The 14,870-nt window shown below is 34.1% G+C and carries 23 protein-coding genes; 4 read left to right on the top strand and 19 right to left on the bottom strand.

Annotated features, from left to right (window positions below):
• Window positions 1-42: 42 nt before the first annotated feature.
• The 14 genes from HMPREF3270_RS05890 to HMPREF3270_RS05955 form a co-directional block, all read right to left on the bottom strand.
• Window positions 43-234, bottom strand: a complete 192-nt coding sequence (locus tag HMPREF3270_RS05890; RefSeq protein WP_070468934.1) for a hypothetical protein — start codon at window positions 232-234, stop codon at window positions 43-45.
• On the bottom strand, window positions 235-543 hold the full coding sequence (locus tag HMPREF3270_RS05895) for a VRR-NUC domain-containing protein (RefSeq protein ID WP_070848625.1): 309 nt from the start codon (window positions 541-543) through the stop codon (window positions 235-237).
• Window positions 540-743, bottom strand: coding sequence for a pathogenicity island protein (locus HMPREF3270_RS05900; RefSeq protein WP_030058927.1), 204 nt, complete (start codon window positions 741-743; stop codon window positions 540-542). Before HMPREF3270_RS05900 ends, HMPREF3270_RS05895 begins: the two co-directional genes overlap by 4 nt.
• A 302-nt stretch (window positions 744-1,045) precedes the next feature.
• Complete coding sequence (locus tag HMPREF3270_RS05905) at window positions 1,046-3,352, bottom strand: phage/plasmid primase, P4 family (protein ID WP_070867185.1); 2,307 nt, start codon at window positions 3,350-3,352, stop codon at window positions 1,046-1,048.
• Window positions 3,353-3,402: 50 nt separating this feature from the next.
• Window positions 3,403-3,903 carry a DUF669 domain-containing protein gene (locus tag HMPREF3270_RS05910; RefSeq protein WP_070848623.1) on the bottom strand — a complete coding sequence of 167 codons (501 nt, stop codon included), beginning with the start codon at window positions 3,901-3,903 and terminating at the stop codon, window positions 3,403-3,405.
• A gap of 2 nt (window positions 3,904-3,905) precedes the next feature.
• On the bottom strand, window positions 3,906-4,412 hold the full coding sequence (locus HMPREF3270_RS05915) for a hypothetical protein (RefSeq protein ID WP_070848622.1): 507 nt from the start codon (window positions 4,410-4,412) through the stop codon (window positions 3,906-3,908).
• Window positions 4,413-4,418: 6 nt separating this feature from the next.
• Complete coding sequence (locus HMPREF3270_RS05920; RefSeq protein ID WP_083326822.1) at window positions 4,419-5,636, bottom strand: DEAD/DEAH box helicase; 1,218 nt, start codon at window positions 5,634-5,636, stop codon at window positions 4,419-4,421.
• A gap of 122 nt (window positions 5,637-5,758) precedes the next feature.
• Window positions 5,759-6,460, bottom strand: a complete 702-nt coding sequence (locus tag HMPREF3270_RS05925; protein WP_070848621.1) for an AAA family ATPase — start codon at window positions 6,458-6,460, stop codon at window positions 5,759-5,761.
• Window positions 6,460-6,942 carry a siphovirus Gp157 family protein gene (locus HMPREF3270_RS05930; protein ID WP_371106802.1) on the bottom strand — a complete coding sequence of 161 codons (483 nt, stop codon included), beginning with the start codon at window positions 6,940-6,942 and terminating at the stop codon, window positions 6,460-6,462. Before HMPREF3270_RS05930 ends, HMPREF3270_RS05925 begins: the two co-directional genes overlap by 1 nt.
• Window positions 6,942-7,169 carry a hypothetical protein gene (locus HMPREF3270_RS05935; RefSeq protein WP_070867186.1) on the bottom strand — a complete coding sequence of 76 codons (228 nt, stop codon included), beginning with the start codon at window positions 7,167-7,169 and terminating at the stop codon, window positions 6,942-6,944. Before HMPREF3270_RS05935 ends, HMPREF3270_RS05930 begins: the two co-directional genes overlap by 1 nt.
• An 86-nt stretch (window positions 7,170-7,255) precedes the next feature.
• Complete coding sequence (locus tag HMPREF3270_RS05940; RefSeq protein WP_070867187.1) at window positions 7,256-7,471, bottom strand: hypothetical protein; 216 nt, start codon at window positions 7,469-7,471, stop codon at window positions 7,256-7,258.
• Window positions 7,472-7,595: 124 nt separating this feature from the next.
• Window positions 7,596-7,838: a hypothetical protein gene (locus tag HMPREF3270_RS05945; protein ID WP_070867188.1), complete on the bottom strand. Its 243-nt coding sequence runs from the start codon at window positions 7,836-7,838 to the stop codon at window positions 7,596-7,598.
• A gap of 11 nt (window positions 7,839-7,849) precedes the next feature.
• Window positions 7,850-8,191, bottom strand: coding sequence for a hypothetical protein (locus tag HMPREF3270_RS05950; protein WP_070626521.1), 342 nt, complete (start codon window positions 8,189-8,191; stop codon window positions 7,850-7,852).
• A gap of 97 nt (window positions 8,192-8,288) precedes the next feature.
• Window positions 8,289-8,522: a hypothetical protein gene (locus HMPREF3270_RS05955; protein WP_070867189.1), complete on the bottom strand. Its 234-nt coding sequence runs from the start codon at window positions 8,520-8,522 to the stop codon at window positions 8,289-8,291.
• 70 nt (window positions 8,523-8,592) lie between these two features.
• Between HMPREF3270_RS05955 and HMPREF3270_RS05960 the strand changes: the two genes are divergently transcribed.
• On the top strand, window positions 8,593-8,928 hold the full coding sequence (locus HMPREF3270_RS05960; protein ID WP_070626519.1) for a hypothetical protein: 336 nt from the start codon (window positions 8,593-8,595) through the stop codon (window positions 8,926-8,928).
• On the opposite strand, the gene HMPREF3270_RS05965 is transcribed toward HMPREF3270_RS05960, so the two are convergent.
• From HMPREF3270_RS05965 to HMPREF3270_RS05985, 5 genes are read right to left on the bottom strand one after another with little or no spacing between them, the layout of a single operon-like run.
• Window positions 8,929-9,147, bottom strand: a complete 219-nt coding sequence (locus HMPREF3270_RS05965; RefSeq protein WP_070626518.1) for a Thoeris anti-defense Tad2 family protein — start codon at window positions 9,145-9,147, stop codon at window positions 8,929-8,931.
• 41 nt (window positions 9,148-9,188) lie between these two features.
• Complete coding sequence (locus tag HMPREF3270_RS05970; RefSeq protein ID WP_060804177.1) at window positions 9,189-9,545, bottom strand: hypothetical protein; 357 nt, start codon at window positions 9,543-9,545, stop codon at window positions 9,189-9,191.
• 10 nt (window positions 9,546-9,555) lie between these two features.
• Entirely contained in the window at window positions 9,556-10,095 is a 540-nt protein-coding gene (locus HMPREF3270_RS05975; RefSeq protein ID WP_070867190.1) for an ORF6C domain-containing protein, read from the bottom strand.
• Window positions 10,088-11,017, bottom strand: a complete 930-nt coding sequence (locus HMPREF3270_RS05980; protein WP_070867191.1) for a DUF3102 domain-containing protein — start codon at window positions 11,015-11,017, stop codon at window positions 10,088-10,090. Before HMPREF3270_RS05980 ends, HMPREF3270_RS05975 begins: the two co-directional genes overlap by 8 nt.
• Window positions 11,018-11,032: 15 nt before the next feature.
• On the bottom strand, window positions 11,033-11,302 hold the full coding sequence (locus HMPREF3270_RS05985) for a helix-turn-helix transcriptional regulator (protein WP_070867192.1): 270 nt from the start codon (window positions 11,300-11,302) through the stop codon (window positions 11,033-11,035).
• Between the two features lie 134 nt (window positions 11,303-11,436).
• Between HMPREF3270_RS05985 and HMPREF3270_RS05990 the strand changes: the two genes are divergently transcribed.
• The 3 genes from HMPREF3270_RS05990 (at window position 11,437) to HMPREF3270_RS06000 (ending at window position 14,842) form a co-directional block, all read left to right on the top strand.
• Window positions 11,437-12,153: an XRE family transcriptional regulator gene (locus HMPREF3270_RS05990; protein ID WP_070867193.1), complete on the top strand. Its 717-nt coding sequence runs from the start codon at window positions 11,437-11,439 to the stop codon at window positions 12,151-12,153.
• A 401-nt stretch (window positions 12,154-12,554) separates the two neighbouring features.
• Window positions 12,555-13,271, top strand: coding sequence for a type II toxin-antitoxin system PemK/MazF family toxin (locus HMPREF3270_RS05995; RefSeq protein ID WP_070848523.1), 717 nt, complete (start codon window positions 12,555-12,557; stop codon window positions 13,269-13,271).
• 194 nt (window positions 13,272-13,465) lie between these two features.
• Window positions 13,466-14,842 (top strand): recombinase family protein, encoded by a 1,377-nt coding sequence (locus HMPREF3270_RS06000; protein ID WP_070867194.1) that lies wholly within the window; start codon window positions 13,466-13,468, stop codon window positions 14,840-14,842.
• Window positions 14,843-14,870 lie beyond the last annotated feature (28 nt).

Raw genomic sequence — 14,870 nt, forward strand, 5'->3', positions numbered from 1 at the left:
CGTTTCACCTTTATAAATAAATTTTCCCATTACTAGTACCTCCTATAATAATCTCTCTACATCTTCAACTTGAAATTCATCCATGTACTTTTCTAGTTCGTCATGAATTTTATTAATCAAATACTCTTCCACATCTTGTAAATCAGTGTGTTTGTGGACTGTAGCTTTGACTTTTGCGGTAAACGTAGCTTTTACTTTGAATTGCATTTCTACGTCGTCATAGTCGATATTCAATTAATCACCTTCTATAATTTTGAGTGCGTCTTCCACAGAGTAAGCAACACCTGCAAGCGCACCTCTTTTTTTAACTGTTTCAATAAACTTGATTTGCTTATCTCTAATTTTTCCGCCGGGTTTCTTAACTTCTATAAAAAATATCTGTCCATCTGGTCTGAAACCAAATAAATCACAAAATCCTTGAGGCAAACCTGTATCGAAAAATCTCCCATCTGCCGTTCGTACTTTGCCCACATTCGCTCTGAAAATAATGTTTTCTTTTGATGCAGCAATTCGTATCAAATTTTGTATATCTTGTTCTGTCATCGATATTCAACTCTTTTAAAGTTACATGCAGTAATAGCTTCATCCAGCCAACCATTTTTATCCATGTCTAACATCGTAATGTCGCCATCTTCACTCAAAGCAAACATAACGATTCTTGATTCTATTTCTTCACCTTCATCTTCATAAATAGCATATAAATTATTAGGTGCCGGCATAATTTGTACATATTTATCACTCATATTTCATTTCTCCTTATAATTCGGGAATAAATGGGAAGCTTGGGAATGATTGTAGGGAGCGTTAAACGTTGTCATATCAATGTTTTCAACTCATTTGGGAATTGGGGGATAACTTTTAGAAACTTTTCTATATTATTTACACTTATATTTTTTAGTATCTACTTTTATTTTATTATTCCCATTAATCCCATTAAAAGAATAAAAGTAGTATAAAGTATTGATATGACAACATTCATGGTTGGGAGTGAATGCTAAAATTCATTCCCAATTAACTCCCTAACGTCTTTTTTCACTCCCAAATTTTAGTAATTCCTTATTGTAAATCCTGGTTTATAATCTTCGTCTTCAACTTGAACACCTTGATAATATTCATGACTTGATTTTTTTACCGAAAATTTCTTTTCCATTTCATTTCTGAACTTTCTGCTGCTCATTCTATATTGATGATTATCTCTGGCCCAAATATCATACGCTTTGTAAAGATGACTGGTTCTAATAAACTTAGCTTCTCCCATTTCACAAACATCACGTAAAAACAATTCTGTACTATCCATTTCTGTACGATATTCATCTCTCTGCGCTTTAACACTTTGTGGTTCGGCCAATCCGATTTTCTGCCATTCAAGATAACCCTCAACACACCATTTCATAATGGCAGGTAATTCTTTTTTTAATTTATTTGTAAGATCTCTGTCGACCTCTTTAAGCGGTATTTGCTTATCAAAAGGTATAATGACGAACCTACGCCAAATCCCTTCATCTGTGCCGCGTACATAAGGCTTGTGGTTGGTTGCCATCCACAGTTTCAATTGCGGTACAAATTCAAATTCATTTTCGTAAAGTTTACGTGCTGTAACTTTATCTCCGCCTGTAAGCTGCTTGATTAATCCTTCATCGAATCGATCACCTTCATTCGGCTCTGTGGTTGTTACAAATCTTGCACCATCTAACTTGGCAATTTCTGGACTGGCATCCGATTTTTGATTGTTTGCCATAATAGCCTGTGGACGAATGTTAGTTGCATAATTTCCAAAAACTTCATTCATAATATCTAAAAATACTGATTTACCGTTTCTCCCGTTACCAAGTAATACAAATAAAACTTGTTCCGAAGTGTAACCTGATAATGAATAACCTACACAACGTTGAATAAATTTAATCAATTCTTGATTTCCTAAGAAAATATCGTTTAAAAAGTCTTCCCATTTCGGACAATCTGCGTTGTCGGTATACTCGCACTTAGAAATTTTTGTGAAGAATTTATTTTTGTCATGTTCCAACAACTGACCTGTATTTAAATCGATGTAGCCATTCTGTGTATTAAATAACGTGAAATCCGAATCGAAAACATGATTGTGGATAGGTAATAAGTGCTGACATTCTTTCAACATGTTTTCCTTTTTATTATGATTACGCGAATCTTTCCAATGTCGTGTTCTGAATTTTTTAATTTCTTCAGTGTCATAGCCGTCATACGAATCTGAAATTTTTTCATTTTTCAAACCGGCAATCACTTTGTCGACTAAACCTTTCATTTTGCCTGCGTCATCAATACGCCAACGTTTGCCGTCGTAGAACATCCAGTTTTTAGAAGTATAGTTGTAACGTATAAAACTCCCGAACCTATCTTTAAGACGTTCTGCGTTGCCTGTGTCATCATATGAATAACGTTTGTCTTTTTTTACTGGTTTGACTGCATCATCCATAATAAAAATCTGAAAATCATTTTCTGTCTTTTCTGGTATAAATTCATTTGTACAAGAATCGATCGCATTATTGATTGTGATATTGCCGTAAGTGTCTTTCCCTCTCATCTCATCCCACTTGTCGCGGTAGAGGTTGGACTTTCTGAATATGTCGTCCATCTTCGCTGCATCTCTTGCAGTCCAAAAAGCTAAGTCGTTGGCGAAAGCCATATCTGCTTCAGATTGGGAATCATAGAACTGTGTCCAGTCACCTTCAAACAATGTGGTAAAGCGTAGTCCATTTTTTGATTTTTTAGCTATATCAATCAATTCTTCTGCCGATAAATCATTGCCTGTACCTTTTGTGTTGTTGATCTGCTTTGTTTCTGATTCTGGTTGAGCAATATATTTATTGTGCAGGTAGTTAATCTTGCCCATTTCATCTTCTGTGATTTCCTTAAAACGCCCGATGCGGAAACCTGTAAATGTTAAAAATCTCAATTCTTCATACATTTCTACATTGCCGCGTCGTCTGCCGCCTTTAGGCAATTCGCCTTTGACTAAAATGTGGATACCTTTACCGCTCGGAGATATTTCTGCATAACTTTCCATTGTTTCAATAAATTCTCCGACAATATTGTCTACATCTTCATTAGCGAGATATTCCTGTATTTCTTTTTCTACACCATCAATATCGATTCCGAAAATACCATCACCTAACATAAAACCGATGCCGTCAAAATTCTTCGACATTTCTACTGCCGTTTCGTAATCACTCCATGTGGAGGAGTCGTTGCTTTTTGCATATGAGCCTGTATTGGGATTTATCGGCCTTTTTGTTTTTCGGCCATTAGCTGTTTCTTCAATCTTCCAACAGACCCATGTATCTCGTTCCATTAAATCTATTGGAATTTCTTCATACATGTGTATAACTCCTTTTTAAGTAAGCAAGAGAGGGGTAACCCCTCACTGCTTTAGAATGGGTAGTCTTCGTTATCGTCAATCACATCTGCACCTGCAAATGGATTTCCGCCATCTTCTGTTTTGAATTTGTGTGCAAGCTCAGGGAATTTCGTTTTCTCCCAACGTTTCACATTAAGATTTTCATAAGTTTTGCCGTTATATTCTGATGTTTCATTTTTAACAGTGACACGTACGGGTTTACCTAAGAAATCTTTGAATAATTCTTCAATTGATGAGTATTGCTTGCCTTGTTGCAATTGAGCAGCGGCACCGATTGTATTAAAGAAACGCATATCGTATTTGCCTGTTGCTTTCGCTTTCCAAATTTTATGAAAGACAATGTTGTTTTTAAATTTCTGATCAATATCGTTTCTGATTGTTAATCGCATATCCACATGTTCTGTTCCGCTTTGTGTTGCATTTTCTTCACATTTTGTAATTACTACCTCGTAAGTTCCGTCTTGAATACCACCGTCAAAAGTATCTTCCATGTTTAAAGTAAAGTTTGTCATAATTAAAATTCTCCTTTTTGATTAAAATATTTTTCTTCTGCTAATTTACGTGCCATAATTGCATCTTGTTTATTTTCATAAGTTCCTAAGTTAATCTGTTTTTGTCTTATTACTATATAAGCTCTCCAAGCATCTTTTTTTCTTTTACCTGGTTTTGCTTTCAAAAGACTCACACCTTTGTAACCTGAAGTATTATTTGTTGGTGTTTTAATGTTCTTTGCCCAAGTTACAGTACCATTTACATATCCGCGTTTTTTTAAATATTTATTTCTACTTTTATTTAGCTCATTCATTGATTGACGAGATTTTTCACGACATTTTTGACTTGTTCTATAGCCAGAAGTATTTCCTCTGGATATATTAACTGATTGGTATTCTCTATAATTACCTTCGCTATCTTTAACTAAGTAAATAGCATAATTCCCGTTTTCAGTGCGCTTTCCGGTATCACCAATGATGGTTAATCCATTAATGATTTCTCCACCTTTATATTTAGTATGTTCATACATTTACAATCACCCCAACATTCCTAATCTTTTTGCTTGTACATAAGCCCAACCAGGCTTATATCCTAAATTTCTTGCAACTTCGTATAATTCTTCAACTGACTTGCAATCTTCAGGTTTACGCATTTCCAATACAAAACTGCTACCGACTTCTTCTAATTCTACATTTTCATCAACTTTATAATCTTCGCGCTCTAGCGGAGGCCATTCGTAACCGCAGTAAGGACACTCTGAATGTGCTGCAGGGATGACACTTAAACACTCTGGACATTCTTTAGCCATAATGGTGTTTTCTTTTTTGTTTTTCTTAAGGCCTTTAAAGTGTTCATCCCATTCATGGTTAGTATCAGGCAACCCGTGCCTCATATAATTACCTACATGATCAATGATGATTGCCGTTTTATTGGGTTGATATCTCATTGAACGCATGGTCTGTTGAATGAATAATGTGAGCGATTTGGTCGGTCGTAGCAATATGACACATTGACAATCCGGAACATCAACACCCTCACCATATAACTCAGCATTTACTAGAATTTTTACCTTTCCACTTCTGAATAACTCCATTGCTTGATGTCTCTCATCTTTCGGTGTTTTCCCATCTACTTGCAATGCACGATAACCTGATTGATTAAATTTCTCTGCAACACGTATACTGGATTCAACGTTATGTGTGTATATAATTGTTTTTTTGTTTTCCGCAAATTTACGATAATTCTCGACTACATCACCATATATAGTCGGTTTCATTGCTTTATCTATTGAGTCGTTTTTATAGTCACCTGTGGAGGCTTTTTTCAATTCATCGCTATTGATTAAGTTGACTGAGTAGTATTTGAAAGGTGCTAATCGTTTGTTGTCAATTAACCATTTAACGGATTTACCTGTAATTAATTCTTGAAATATTTCAGTAAAACCTTTGCCATTCATTCGATAAGGAGTCGCTGTAAATCCAAAAATAAAAGCGTTAGGAAATGCATCGAAAATATCTTTATAGGTCTTAGCAAGAGAGTGGTGTGCTTCATCCACCAATATAATTGAAGGTTCAGGCTCGGTTCCTCGTTTAACTCTATTTCTTATGGTTTGAACCATACCTACATGACATAAATTCATGTCAACATCATTAGCCTTAAAAGTTTGTTTGATTTGATTTACAAGCTCTATTCTGTGGACGCAAAACAAAACTCTATTGCCTTTCTCCGTTGCTCTTCTTGCAACTTCTGACATCGTTACAGACTTACCGCTGCCTGCGTTATGCAGGCGACTGAACCATTAATTTCTTCTTGCCTTGCGAAAGACATTTATAGACACCGTCAATCAATTCAAGTTGGTAGTCTCGAAGTTTAAAGTTAGTCGCCATTATTGTCATCACCTACCTTAAACAAATCCTCTTGCAAGGAATGTTCACGATTGTCTAATTGATTTTTAGCAAAGACGTTATTGCTTGGCGTTAGTATAAAGCCACGTTTGCCAGACTTCTCGTTAAACACTAATCTCGCTACGACTTGGCAAAGACCTGCTACGTTGTCGCGAATGGTTTTACGTATGTCTGGTACAGCTTGCGTAATTTGTTGACCTGCAGGCGTGTAGTTTTCATAATTCGTTTCCCAAGCAAGAAATACTAAACGTTTTTTTAAACTTTGTAGGAAACGCAAACTATCAATAGTGAAGAAGTCTACACGTTGGTAATGACTCATCTCTGGTACACGTTCGTTTTTACCATTACGCCCTAAGTTTGCTAACATTGATCTAAACAATTCTGAAATGTTGTCGATAGCGATAGTGTCGTATTGGTTAAGAATTTCTTTATTGTCCGCTAACCATTTCATTAATTCGCCCCACTCTTTCCAAGCTTCGTGGGTATTAAATTCTAAGATATCGATATTTTCGTTACCTTTTAATGGACGTTCTGATTTGTCCACATTGATATATAATGTTCTGCCTGGTAAGAAATTCAATGTGTGTGTTTTTCCTGTTCCAGGTTTCGCATAAATAAGATAAGTTGCTTTGTCTGTCTGAATATCTTTAGCGCTTGTGATATTGAAACTCATTATTTAATCACCAGACTTTCGCTCTCATGCAACTCTGCACCTGGCACATCTGCACCGTTTTGAATATCTTCTTTAAGTGCTTTCTTATCCAGTTTTGGTGCTTGTTCGATAAAGTATGATTTATCAATCAGTTTTTCATTTGTGATGAACACACTCGGTGCATTTCTACGTTTGTAAATATAATTTGTAGTGGTTCTGTAATTCTGCAATTGGCGATATTCAAGCATATCCTGCAGCAATGTTTTAAGCGTGTGGATGAAAGTCTGCTTCTGTTTCTTCACTGTCTGCAGACGTTTGATTTCCTTATCCACAGTTTCAATGTCGCCCTCTACACTTCGAATAAGTCCTATTGTATTATCGACTTTAATATCAATACTCGCTTCGATAGATTCCAGTGTGTCTTTCAAAACTTCTGGATCGATGCCTTCATCAATTTGATTACGAAGCGCTTCATATTGTTCATTTAAATTGAATAAGCTCATTATGACTTTAAACCTCCACTCAATATTTTTTCTATATTTGTTATGCATTGCTTTTTATATTCGTCGCTATTGTCACTGCCGACAATGACATGTTGGACGTCTAAGTCTTTTCTATACGTGAATACTAGTGTTTGCTTTTTATCATAATTAGAGTATTCGATCGTACCTTGTACTTCCGACTCATCTAACATATCGATAAATTTATGTGAATATTTTTTAAGGTTCATGTAGTACCTCCTGTAAAAATTTGTTATGATGAAAGTGTCTAATTTCATCTCTGACTGTTAGCAATTGCCGTTGCTAGCAGTCTTTTTTAATACTTAATCGTAAATAACGTGATATACTCTTCGCCGTCATCGACTACTTCCCCTCGCTTATCTTCGAAGTACCAGACATCGAAGAACAGATACACTGCTAGTGATAAAAGTAATGACCACGCTGCTGATATGATGAAATCTTGTGTGATAAATGTCAGAACAGCTGTGCTTGCAAAGCAGAATGCGTATGCGATCCAGAATGATTTTTGCATTTTTCCTTCTCCTGTTCGTATGTTTTTTGAATGGCTCCATGTTTCCACATAAATTCAAACCAGTATTGGCATAGTTCCGCGCTAGGTTGTTTTTGTGTTTTTTCTGACATGGTTTATTTCCTCCTTATTCATCTGTTTCTTTTATTTTTGTATGCAATCTAAAGTTATTAATTGTTCTGATTTTGTGTTCTAGTTTTTTAATAGTTGAAACACAATGAATTTTAGCTTCGTTCAGTTCATCCAACTGATTTTTAGTCTGTGCTACTAAGCTCTCAATATCATTAAGGTGTTTTTTAAACTCATCTAAATTTGTGGAAATGTACATAACTCTTTGATTCTCATGAATCGATTTTTTTCTTTTAAACATTTAGTTTCCTCCTAAAATTGTTCTCTGCTTGGACTTGTAAACCCAGTTCTCTCAATTACTGGTAACTTGTCTTCATTTTCAACTAAGCATTTAACTAAAAAATCATGGCCGCAATCTAAATAACCATCGATACTATCCCAGCTAAAATCAACTTCGCTTATTGTTTGAATCTTTTTACCTTTATAAATGATTACTGGTGGTGCGTTGACATTCTCTACTTTGATCACTAATAAATGTTTTCTTGTTAATTTGGTAATGAGTTTTTTATTTTGTTTATCATTGTGAAAAGCCCTTTCGTGTATAATGTTGTTATCTCCTAGTGGAAGGAGGTGAGGATTATGGCTAAAGATCATGTGACAATCGAGACATCTTGTCCTAATTGTGGTAAACGTATGAAAATCACTACTAAGAAAAAGCACAATAAATGCCCAAGATGTAAACTCGATTTCATTAGAAAGTAGTCTCGAATGTAATACCTTCATCAATTAACTCTTCAATAGTTTCTCGAGATTTTTCGAGTTCACGGATAGCTTTGTTGATTTTTAATTGTTTGATTTCTAGGTCTTTATTGTTGATATTTAATTGATGAAATACTTTAGGTCTGTTTTTATCTAGCACCTTTTTAGCGACTATTGCAGTAGTTGCTATTAAGAGTGCTATTTTAATTGCTTTGAGTTTGCTCATTTCGTTTCACCTCCTTTAATTCGTTCTATTGATTGTGGGTTTTGGTATAATCACCTAAGGAGGTGATATTATGCTTACAAACGAAGCAAATTTTGTTTTGCATCATTTTTATAAGATATATAAAGACCGTTTAGATGAAGGATATCCTGAAAAAATGGCCCGTTATTTTTATGACGATGAACAAGTACATCATAATTATTTTTTAGGCTTTAACTTCGATGATTTTTTAATCTATACAAAAGAGCTTTCTTCAAATGAATACGTTACACTCGGATATGGCGATGGTGGGTTCTCCGAACTAATAATCAATCCAAAAGCAATCATCGAAATGGAAAATTTATATAAAAATAATGCTAAAAAATTCATTAACACTTTAATAGACTTAAAAAAACTAACGGGAGCTTGATTATTCTCCTACAACATGCCATTCATCAGATATTAAGTCCTCTGCCAATGGTTGCCATCTTTGCTTATAGGACTTCTTATCTGGGATGGTGTACAACATGCCGTGGTACGGGTCATTTGTGGGTAATATGTTTCCTCTTAAACCTTCATTTTTTAAATCTTTTCTATAAATCGCTTTACCTTTTTCCATAGCTAACTTTGTTGCTTCTTGAATGTTCACTTTGTTTCCTCCTTTAATTCTGCTCGATTGTGGGTAGGATGTTACGCGTTACTTAAAAATCTTTCAGCGTATAATCTAATCATGTAATCTCTATTACTTTCGTTCATATTTTGAACACTCTTAGATAACCTAGTTAAATTTGCATCCCTTGAAATCCAAAAATTAACACCGTATTTGTCATAAAATTCATTTGGATCCATTGAAAAGGAATCTATGATAAATCCTTCTAACTCGCTATCGTCATAAAAGTCACAAGTAATACCAGCTTGTTTTAACAATAGGTCGTATCTGTCATCGTCATATGGACCTGCGTATTCTAATAAGAACGCCAGACCTTCCTTACCTTCGCTTAACTTAGATTTGATAAGTTCATCTTCTAATTTGACCAATAAATCCATTATTTCCCTCCTAACCCAATCTCTCTAAGATTCTGTAATCGCCATGTCGCGCTGCTGTATCTTTTTGAGTGTCAGTAAGACGTAAGTAATTTTGATTCAAACTTTCTAAGTTTGCGTTTTCTAACAGTCGCATTGCATTTTCATAATCAATATGTTTAATTGTTGTATAAGTGATAGAATTAAAGTGTTTATTGAGCATGCTGTACAAACCTGTGATAAAGTGACAACGTTTCTTGTGGTAAAGCTCATCGGATACTTTTTCAGTGAAGTATTGATTCACAAGTTGATATGATTTTTCAGCAACTTTCGCTTTAATGAACTTAGCTTCGCCATGTGTTAGTGTTAAATTCTTTTCTAGTTTTTTAAAACGATCGTCGAGCGTTTTCTCCATATCGTGCATTTTATAGCTAAACTCTCTCATTTCTTTTTTGGTTTCTTCCATTTCTCTCTCATGCTCAAGCATCTTATCTAAAAGACCTCTACTCATTTCCGCTTGCTGAACTAATTGGTCAGCTTGTCTTCTGCTAATATCGATTAAATTTTTAGACATCGATTACATCTCCCTTTTTAATTTGTTGATTTAATTTTTTGGATAAGTCCAGTAAGTCATCGGCAATCTTTTGAATAGGCTTTATAGCATATTCATTACTCAAAATATATTCATCGTGGATAAAGTAAGTCATCGGTGCGATTTCTTTGATGAGTTCATTACCTTTTTTTACTAAGTCATATACTTCTTTCTGTGCTTTTAACCTACGTTGCCCGTCTGTTAATTTAGCGTTCATATCACTCAGTGCTTTATTCAAATCATCATACTTCTGTGATTTTTCACTCACTTCATCTCTGCGTTGTTTCATCTGTTCGATGTCTTTTTCTAATTTTTCATTACGTTGTTCAATGATCTTTTGATGATGTCTTGATTGAGCAAGTGCTTCTTTAGTCCGTTGATAATCCTCTGGCTCCATGTAACGCTCCACAACCTCCGGCTCCCTATTCTCTGCGTCCTCTAGTTGCTTGCGTGCGATTTCTTCTGAACGCTGTGCTTGTTCTACTTGGGATTGAAGATGGGCGTTTTGTTCGTCGCGTTGTTTGAGTTGCTTCTTTAACTCGCGTAACTCACGAACTGTCATCTCATCAGGTGTTTTTGTTTCTCCAGATGAAGTAACATGTTCTTTAGTACGTTCTGGTTCAGGTAGAGTTGCAATTTCGTAGAGGGCTTCCATTCCTAAATGCGACGACATCGTCGTATTTAACTCTGGATTAGAAGCAATTTTAATCATTTTCTGTGCTACTCGATGATTTAAATCAACTCTTTCAAGCCATTTGCCAAACTCACCATGTGCTAGGTCGTTTTCCTTAACGTGTTTCAGTCTGCGACCAATCTCAAATATCGATTGTCCAGCAATATTTTGATAACTTTTAATTTCTGTTTCTATTGTGGTTAAGTCATTACTAAGTTGTAATTCGTTCAACTGTTCCACCTCCTATTAATTAGTTTGTTTGCGTTTTTCCTTAAATGCTAAAATGATTGATTCCTTTTTATTATTCCTAAATACGAAATTTTCGTATTCGTTGCCTAAAAAAATATCATCGTATTTAACATTAAAAGCGTCTATATACTTCGAAAGCAAACTATCCTTTATATTAGTAGAATCTTTTTCCATATTCTGAATTGTGCGTGATGATACTTGGAATAAGTCTCCTAATTCTTCTTGAGTCATACCATAATCAGTTCTTAACTCTTTTAATGTTTTCATGTTGTCACCGCCTTTCGGTAACTCTAATATAATACGAATTTTTCGTATTGTCAACATAAAATTCGATTTTTTCGTAAAAAACTTTACTTTGATATGAAAATTTCGTATAATGCGAAATAAGGAGGTTGTGACTCATGAACAAAGAACGCAACAAAATTATTGCTAATAATATAAGAAAGTATTTAAAACAATCTACTATGACTCAAAAGCAATTAGCTGAATTAATTGGTATCAAACCCTCTACATTAAGTGATTACTTAAATTTACGCTCAAACCCTTCACATGGGGTGATTCAAAAAATAGCTGACGTTTTCGGAATTGTTAAAAGTGACATAGACACTACATATAAAGAAGACAACGACATCACAACTGTGTACAATCAACTCACACCTCCACGCCAACACAACGTTCTAGACTACGCAAAACATCAATTGGAATTACAGAATAATACAAAGGATAACATCGTAGATTTCAATGACTACAAGGATAACAAAGTAAACGAAGCGTCTGTGTATGGTTATGTTTCCGCTGGTACTGGCGAACAGATTTTTGATGAGCCTCAATTTAAAGTAGCGGTGAAAGGTGATGTGCCTATTCATGATCTAGCGTTGCAAGTAAATGGTAATTCAATGGAGCCTATGTTTCATGATAAAGAAGTTATATTTATAGAGAAAACGCATGATATTAAGAATGGTCAAATCGGAGTATTTATTATTGATGGTGAGGCATATGTAAAGAAAGTATATGTGGAAGAAGATAGATTGACTTTAGTTTCACTCAATAAAGAATACCCTGACTTGCACTTTTACGAGAACGAAAGCATAGAGCTGGTGGGGAAAGTGATTTTGTAACCCCCCTCCACTCTGGGGCGAAAAATAAGTTAATAAGGAGATCAACTTTGAAAAACACAATCAACATTACATCAATTATTTTAGGATTGCTAAGTTTATTTGTCTACTATACGACATTTTATACAGATTTATTTTTAGATACCGAATTTAGTTTTTGGTATCTACCGGGTGCTGTGATATTTGTTATTTCTATAATTGCAGCAATTATTGGTATTTTAAAAGCCAACAGGTTAATTAACATTATAGTACTATTGCTAAGTTTATTTTATTTATTGCATTTTTCTTCATTGTTTTTACTAGTTTAATAGTCAAGAAGTAATATCTATTTGATTAAATATACGGAGGAGGTTGAGGATGGAATTTAACAAAGTTAATAGAATAAAGGAGGTTGAGGGAACCAAGTGTCAAAATTTAATTTTAATCAAAGAATTCACAAACTAAAAACTTCAGGCAACTTTAAATTTAAGAATATAGATCACCAATTACACTATTTGCTACGTAAATTCGAATCAGAAAAGAAGCACAAAGGTTATTACCCTAAATTTAAACAAGGAGATATTGTTTTTGTTGATTTCGGCTTAAATATAAATCATGAGTTTTCAAATTCTCACTTTGCTATTGTTTTAAATCATAATGATAGTAATAAAGAAGATATTATAAATGTGGTTCCACTTTCCTCTAAATACAATCCTAAGTATCTTAAAATAAATATTGATATGAAAATAAAATATATAAAAAATGCTATAAATACACTTAATGATAAAAAGAAAGAGTATGAAAAGCTTTTGAAAGAATTAAACGAATTTAATCCACACGAAATGTCTGATGAAGAGATGCAATTAAAGTTCACTGAATTTATCAAATGGAAAAACGTATCATCTCCAAAAATTAATAAGATTGATAAAGACGTTAAAAAAACTGAAGATGCTATTGAAAAGCTTAAAAATTTAAACAATAAAACTTATGCATGTGTTAATTCGTTTCAGCCTATTAGCAAATTTAGAATTAAGAATATTTATCCAAAGGAAATTAGTAATGTAAGCGTTGATACTTTAACACTTTTAGCTATAATTAATCAAATAAATTTAGATTTGCTTTCCTTGCCAAAAATTGAATAAGGTGCTATTATACCAATATATAAGGGTTTAACCCCTAAACATTATTGATATTCGCTATTCATCTACGAATAGTAAACCGTGTAATCTTATAATTATAAGTGGCACCTATTTTATATAGGTGTCTTTTTTTATGCAATTCAGGGTACACCACCGTACCCTTATTATTTTTTTACCTTTTTTGAGGAGGAATGTTAATGAAAGTCGCAATATACACAAGAGTAAGTACATTGGAGCAAGCAAACGAAGGTTATTCTATCGGCGAACAAGAGCGGAAATTGAAACAGTTTTGCGACATAAACGATTGGAAAGTCTTTGACGTTTATGTAGACGCTGGTATATCAGGCGGTTCTCTTGAACGTCCATCTTTACAAAAGTTACTTAAAGATATTGATAAGTTTGATATGGTACTTGTTTATAAATTAGACCGCTTAACACGTTCAGTACGTGACTTACTGGATTTGTTAGAAATCTTTGACCAGAACAACGTTGCTTTTAGAAGTGCAACAGAGGTTTATGATACTACAAATGCAATGGGACGCCTATTTGTTACGCTAGTAGGCGCAATGGCAGAGTGGGAACGTGCCACAACGAGAGAGCGTACGTTATATGGTAAAGAAGGTGCGTTAGAGAGTGGTAAATATCTCGGTCATGTTCCTTTTTATTACGATCTAGTGGATAACAAATTGATTCCGAATGAAAATAGAAAATATGTAGATTACATTATTAAGAGACTTAAAGAAAATATCTCAGCAACACAAATTGGTAAAGAATTAAGTAATATGAAAAACACTCCCGTTAAGTTCAATAAGACAATGGTAATTCAAATACTACACTCACCTACTGCACATGGCCACACGAAATACGGTAAATTTTTCAAAGAAAATACACATGAACCTGTCATTACTCAAGAAGATTATAATACAGCTATAAAAATATTAAGTACCCGCAGACATACGTATAAACAAAATCACGCTTCTATTTTTAGAGGTAAGATAGCATGCCCTAATAATTGCGGTAGATTTTTACATCTAAATGTAAATAAAATCAAGCGTGCTGATGGGAGCTACTATCTAAGACAATATTATAAATGCGATAAATGTTCCAGAGAGAAAAAGCCTTCTACCATTATCAGATACGACATGATGCAACAAGCGTTTATGAAATATCTTAACAATTTAAGTTTTGATACTATCGAACCGCCTAAAAATAATGATGACGAAGAAGAATTCGAAATAGATATCGCTAAAGTCATGCGTCAACGAGAAAAATATCAAAAAGCATGGGCTATGGATCTAATGACTGATGATGAATTTAAAGCAAGAATGAAAGAAACAGATACGTTGTTAAAACAAGCCTCTGAAAAAGAAGTTGAAAACCATGAACTAGAATTTGAACAAGTAGTTAAGATTCAAAAATTACTACAAAAAAGTTGGGAGAACTTGAGCGAAGATAAGAAAGAAGATTTGGTGGCAGCGACTATAGACAAAATTCAAATTGAACTAATAAGAGGAAATAAGACAGTCAACAGTCCTAACGAGGTTAAGATTAAAGATGTTTCATTTCTATTGTAGTGTGTGGTATTAGCTTTTTGATTGTGAT

The sequence above is a fragment of the Staphylococcus sp. HMSC65H10 genome (genome assembly GCF_001839185.1).
Taxonomy (GTDB): domain Bacteria; phylum Bacillota; class Bacilli; order Staphylococcales; family Staphylococcaceae; genus Staphylococcus; species Staphylococcus simulans.

What these genes read in the sequence shown, in the direction of transcription:
- HMPREF3270_RS05895 (WP_070848625.1), bottom strand. Translation starts at nt 543, where the DNA reads ATGACAGAACAAGATATACAAAATTTGATACGAATTGCTGCATCAAAA.
- HMPREF3270_RS05900 (WP_030058927.1), bottom strand. Translation starts at nt 743, where the DNA reads ATGAGTGATAAATATGTACAAATTATGCCGGCACCTAATAATTTATAT.
- HMPREF3270_RS05905 (WP_070867185.1), bottom strand. Translation starts at nt 3,352, where the DNA reads ATGTATGAAGAAATTCCAATAGATTTAATGGAACGAGATACATGGGTC.
- HMPREF3270_RS05910 (WP_070848623.1), bottom strand. Translation starts at nt 3,903, where the DNA reads ATGACAAACTTTACTTTAAACATGGAAGATACTTTTGACGGTGGTATT.
- HMPREF3270_RS05915 (WP_070848622.1), bottom strand. Translation starts at nt 4,412, where the DNA reads ATGTATGAACATACTAAATATAAAGGTGGAGAAATCATTAATGGATTA.
- HMPREF3270_RS05920 (WP_083326822.1), bottom strand. Translation starts at nt 5,636, where the DNA reads ATGTCAGAAGTTGCAAGAAGAGCAACGGAGAAAGGCAATAGAGTTTTG.
- HMPREF3270_RS05925 (WP_070848621.1), bottom strand. Translation starts at nt 6,460, where the DNA reads ATGAGTTTCAATATCACAAGCGCTAAAGATATTCAGACAGACAAAGCA.
- HMPREF3270_RS05930 (WP_371106802.1), bottom strand. Translation starts at nt 6,942, where the DNA reads ATGAGCTTATTCAATTTAAATGAACAATATGAAGCGCTTCGTAATCAA.
- HMPREF3270_RS05935 (WP_070867186.1), bottom strand. Translation starts at nt 7,169, where the DNA reads ATGAACCTTAAAAAATATTCACATAAATTTATCGATATGTTAGATGAG.
- HMPREF3270_RS05940 (WP_070867187.1), bottom strand. Translation starts at nt 7,471, where the DNA reads ATGCAAAAATCATTCTGGATCGCATACGCATTCTGCTTTGCAAGCACA.
- HMPREF3270_RS05945 (WP_070867188.1), bottom strand. Translation starts at nt 7,838, where the DNA reads ATGTTTAAAAGAAAAAAATCGATTCATGAGAATCAAAGAGTTATGTAC.
- HMPREF3270_RS05950 (WP_070626521.1), bottom strand. Translation starts at nt 8,191, where the DNA reads ATGATCTTTAGCCATAATCCTCACCTCCTTCCACTAGGAGATAACAAC.
- HMPREF3270_RS05955 (WP_070867189.1), bottom strand. Translation starts at nt 8,522, where the DNA reads ATGAGCAAACTCAAAGCAATTAAAATAGCACTCTTAATAGCAACTACT.
- HMPREF3270_RS05960 (WP_070626519.1), top strand. Translation starts at nt 8,593, where the DNA reads ATGCTTACAAACGAAGCAAATTTTGTTTTGCATCATTTTTATAAGATA.
- HMPREF3270_RS05970 (WP_060804177.1), bottom strand. Translation starts at nt 9,545, where the DNA reads ATGGATTTATTGGTCAAATTAGAAGATGAACTTATCAAATCTAAGTTA.
- HMPREF3270_RS05975 (WP_070867190.1), bottom strand. Translation starts at nt 10,095, where the DNA reads ATGTCTAAAAATTTAATCGATATTAGCAGAAGACAAGCTGACCAATTA.
- HMPREF3270_RS05985 (WP_070867192.1), bottom strand. Translation starts at nt 11,302, where the DNA reads ATGAAAACATTAAAAGAGTTAAGAACTGATTATGGTATGACTCAAGAA.
- HMPREF3270_RS05990 (WP_070867193.1), top strand. Translation starts at nt 11,437, where the DNA reads ATGAACAAAGAACGCAACAAAATTATTGCTAATAATATAAGAAAGTAT.
- HMPREF3270_RS06000 (WP_070867194.1), top strand. Translation starts at nt 13,466, where the DNA reads ATGAAAGTCGCAATATACACAAGAGTAAGTACATTGGAGCAAGCAAAC.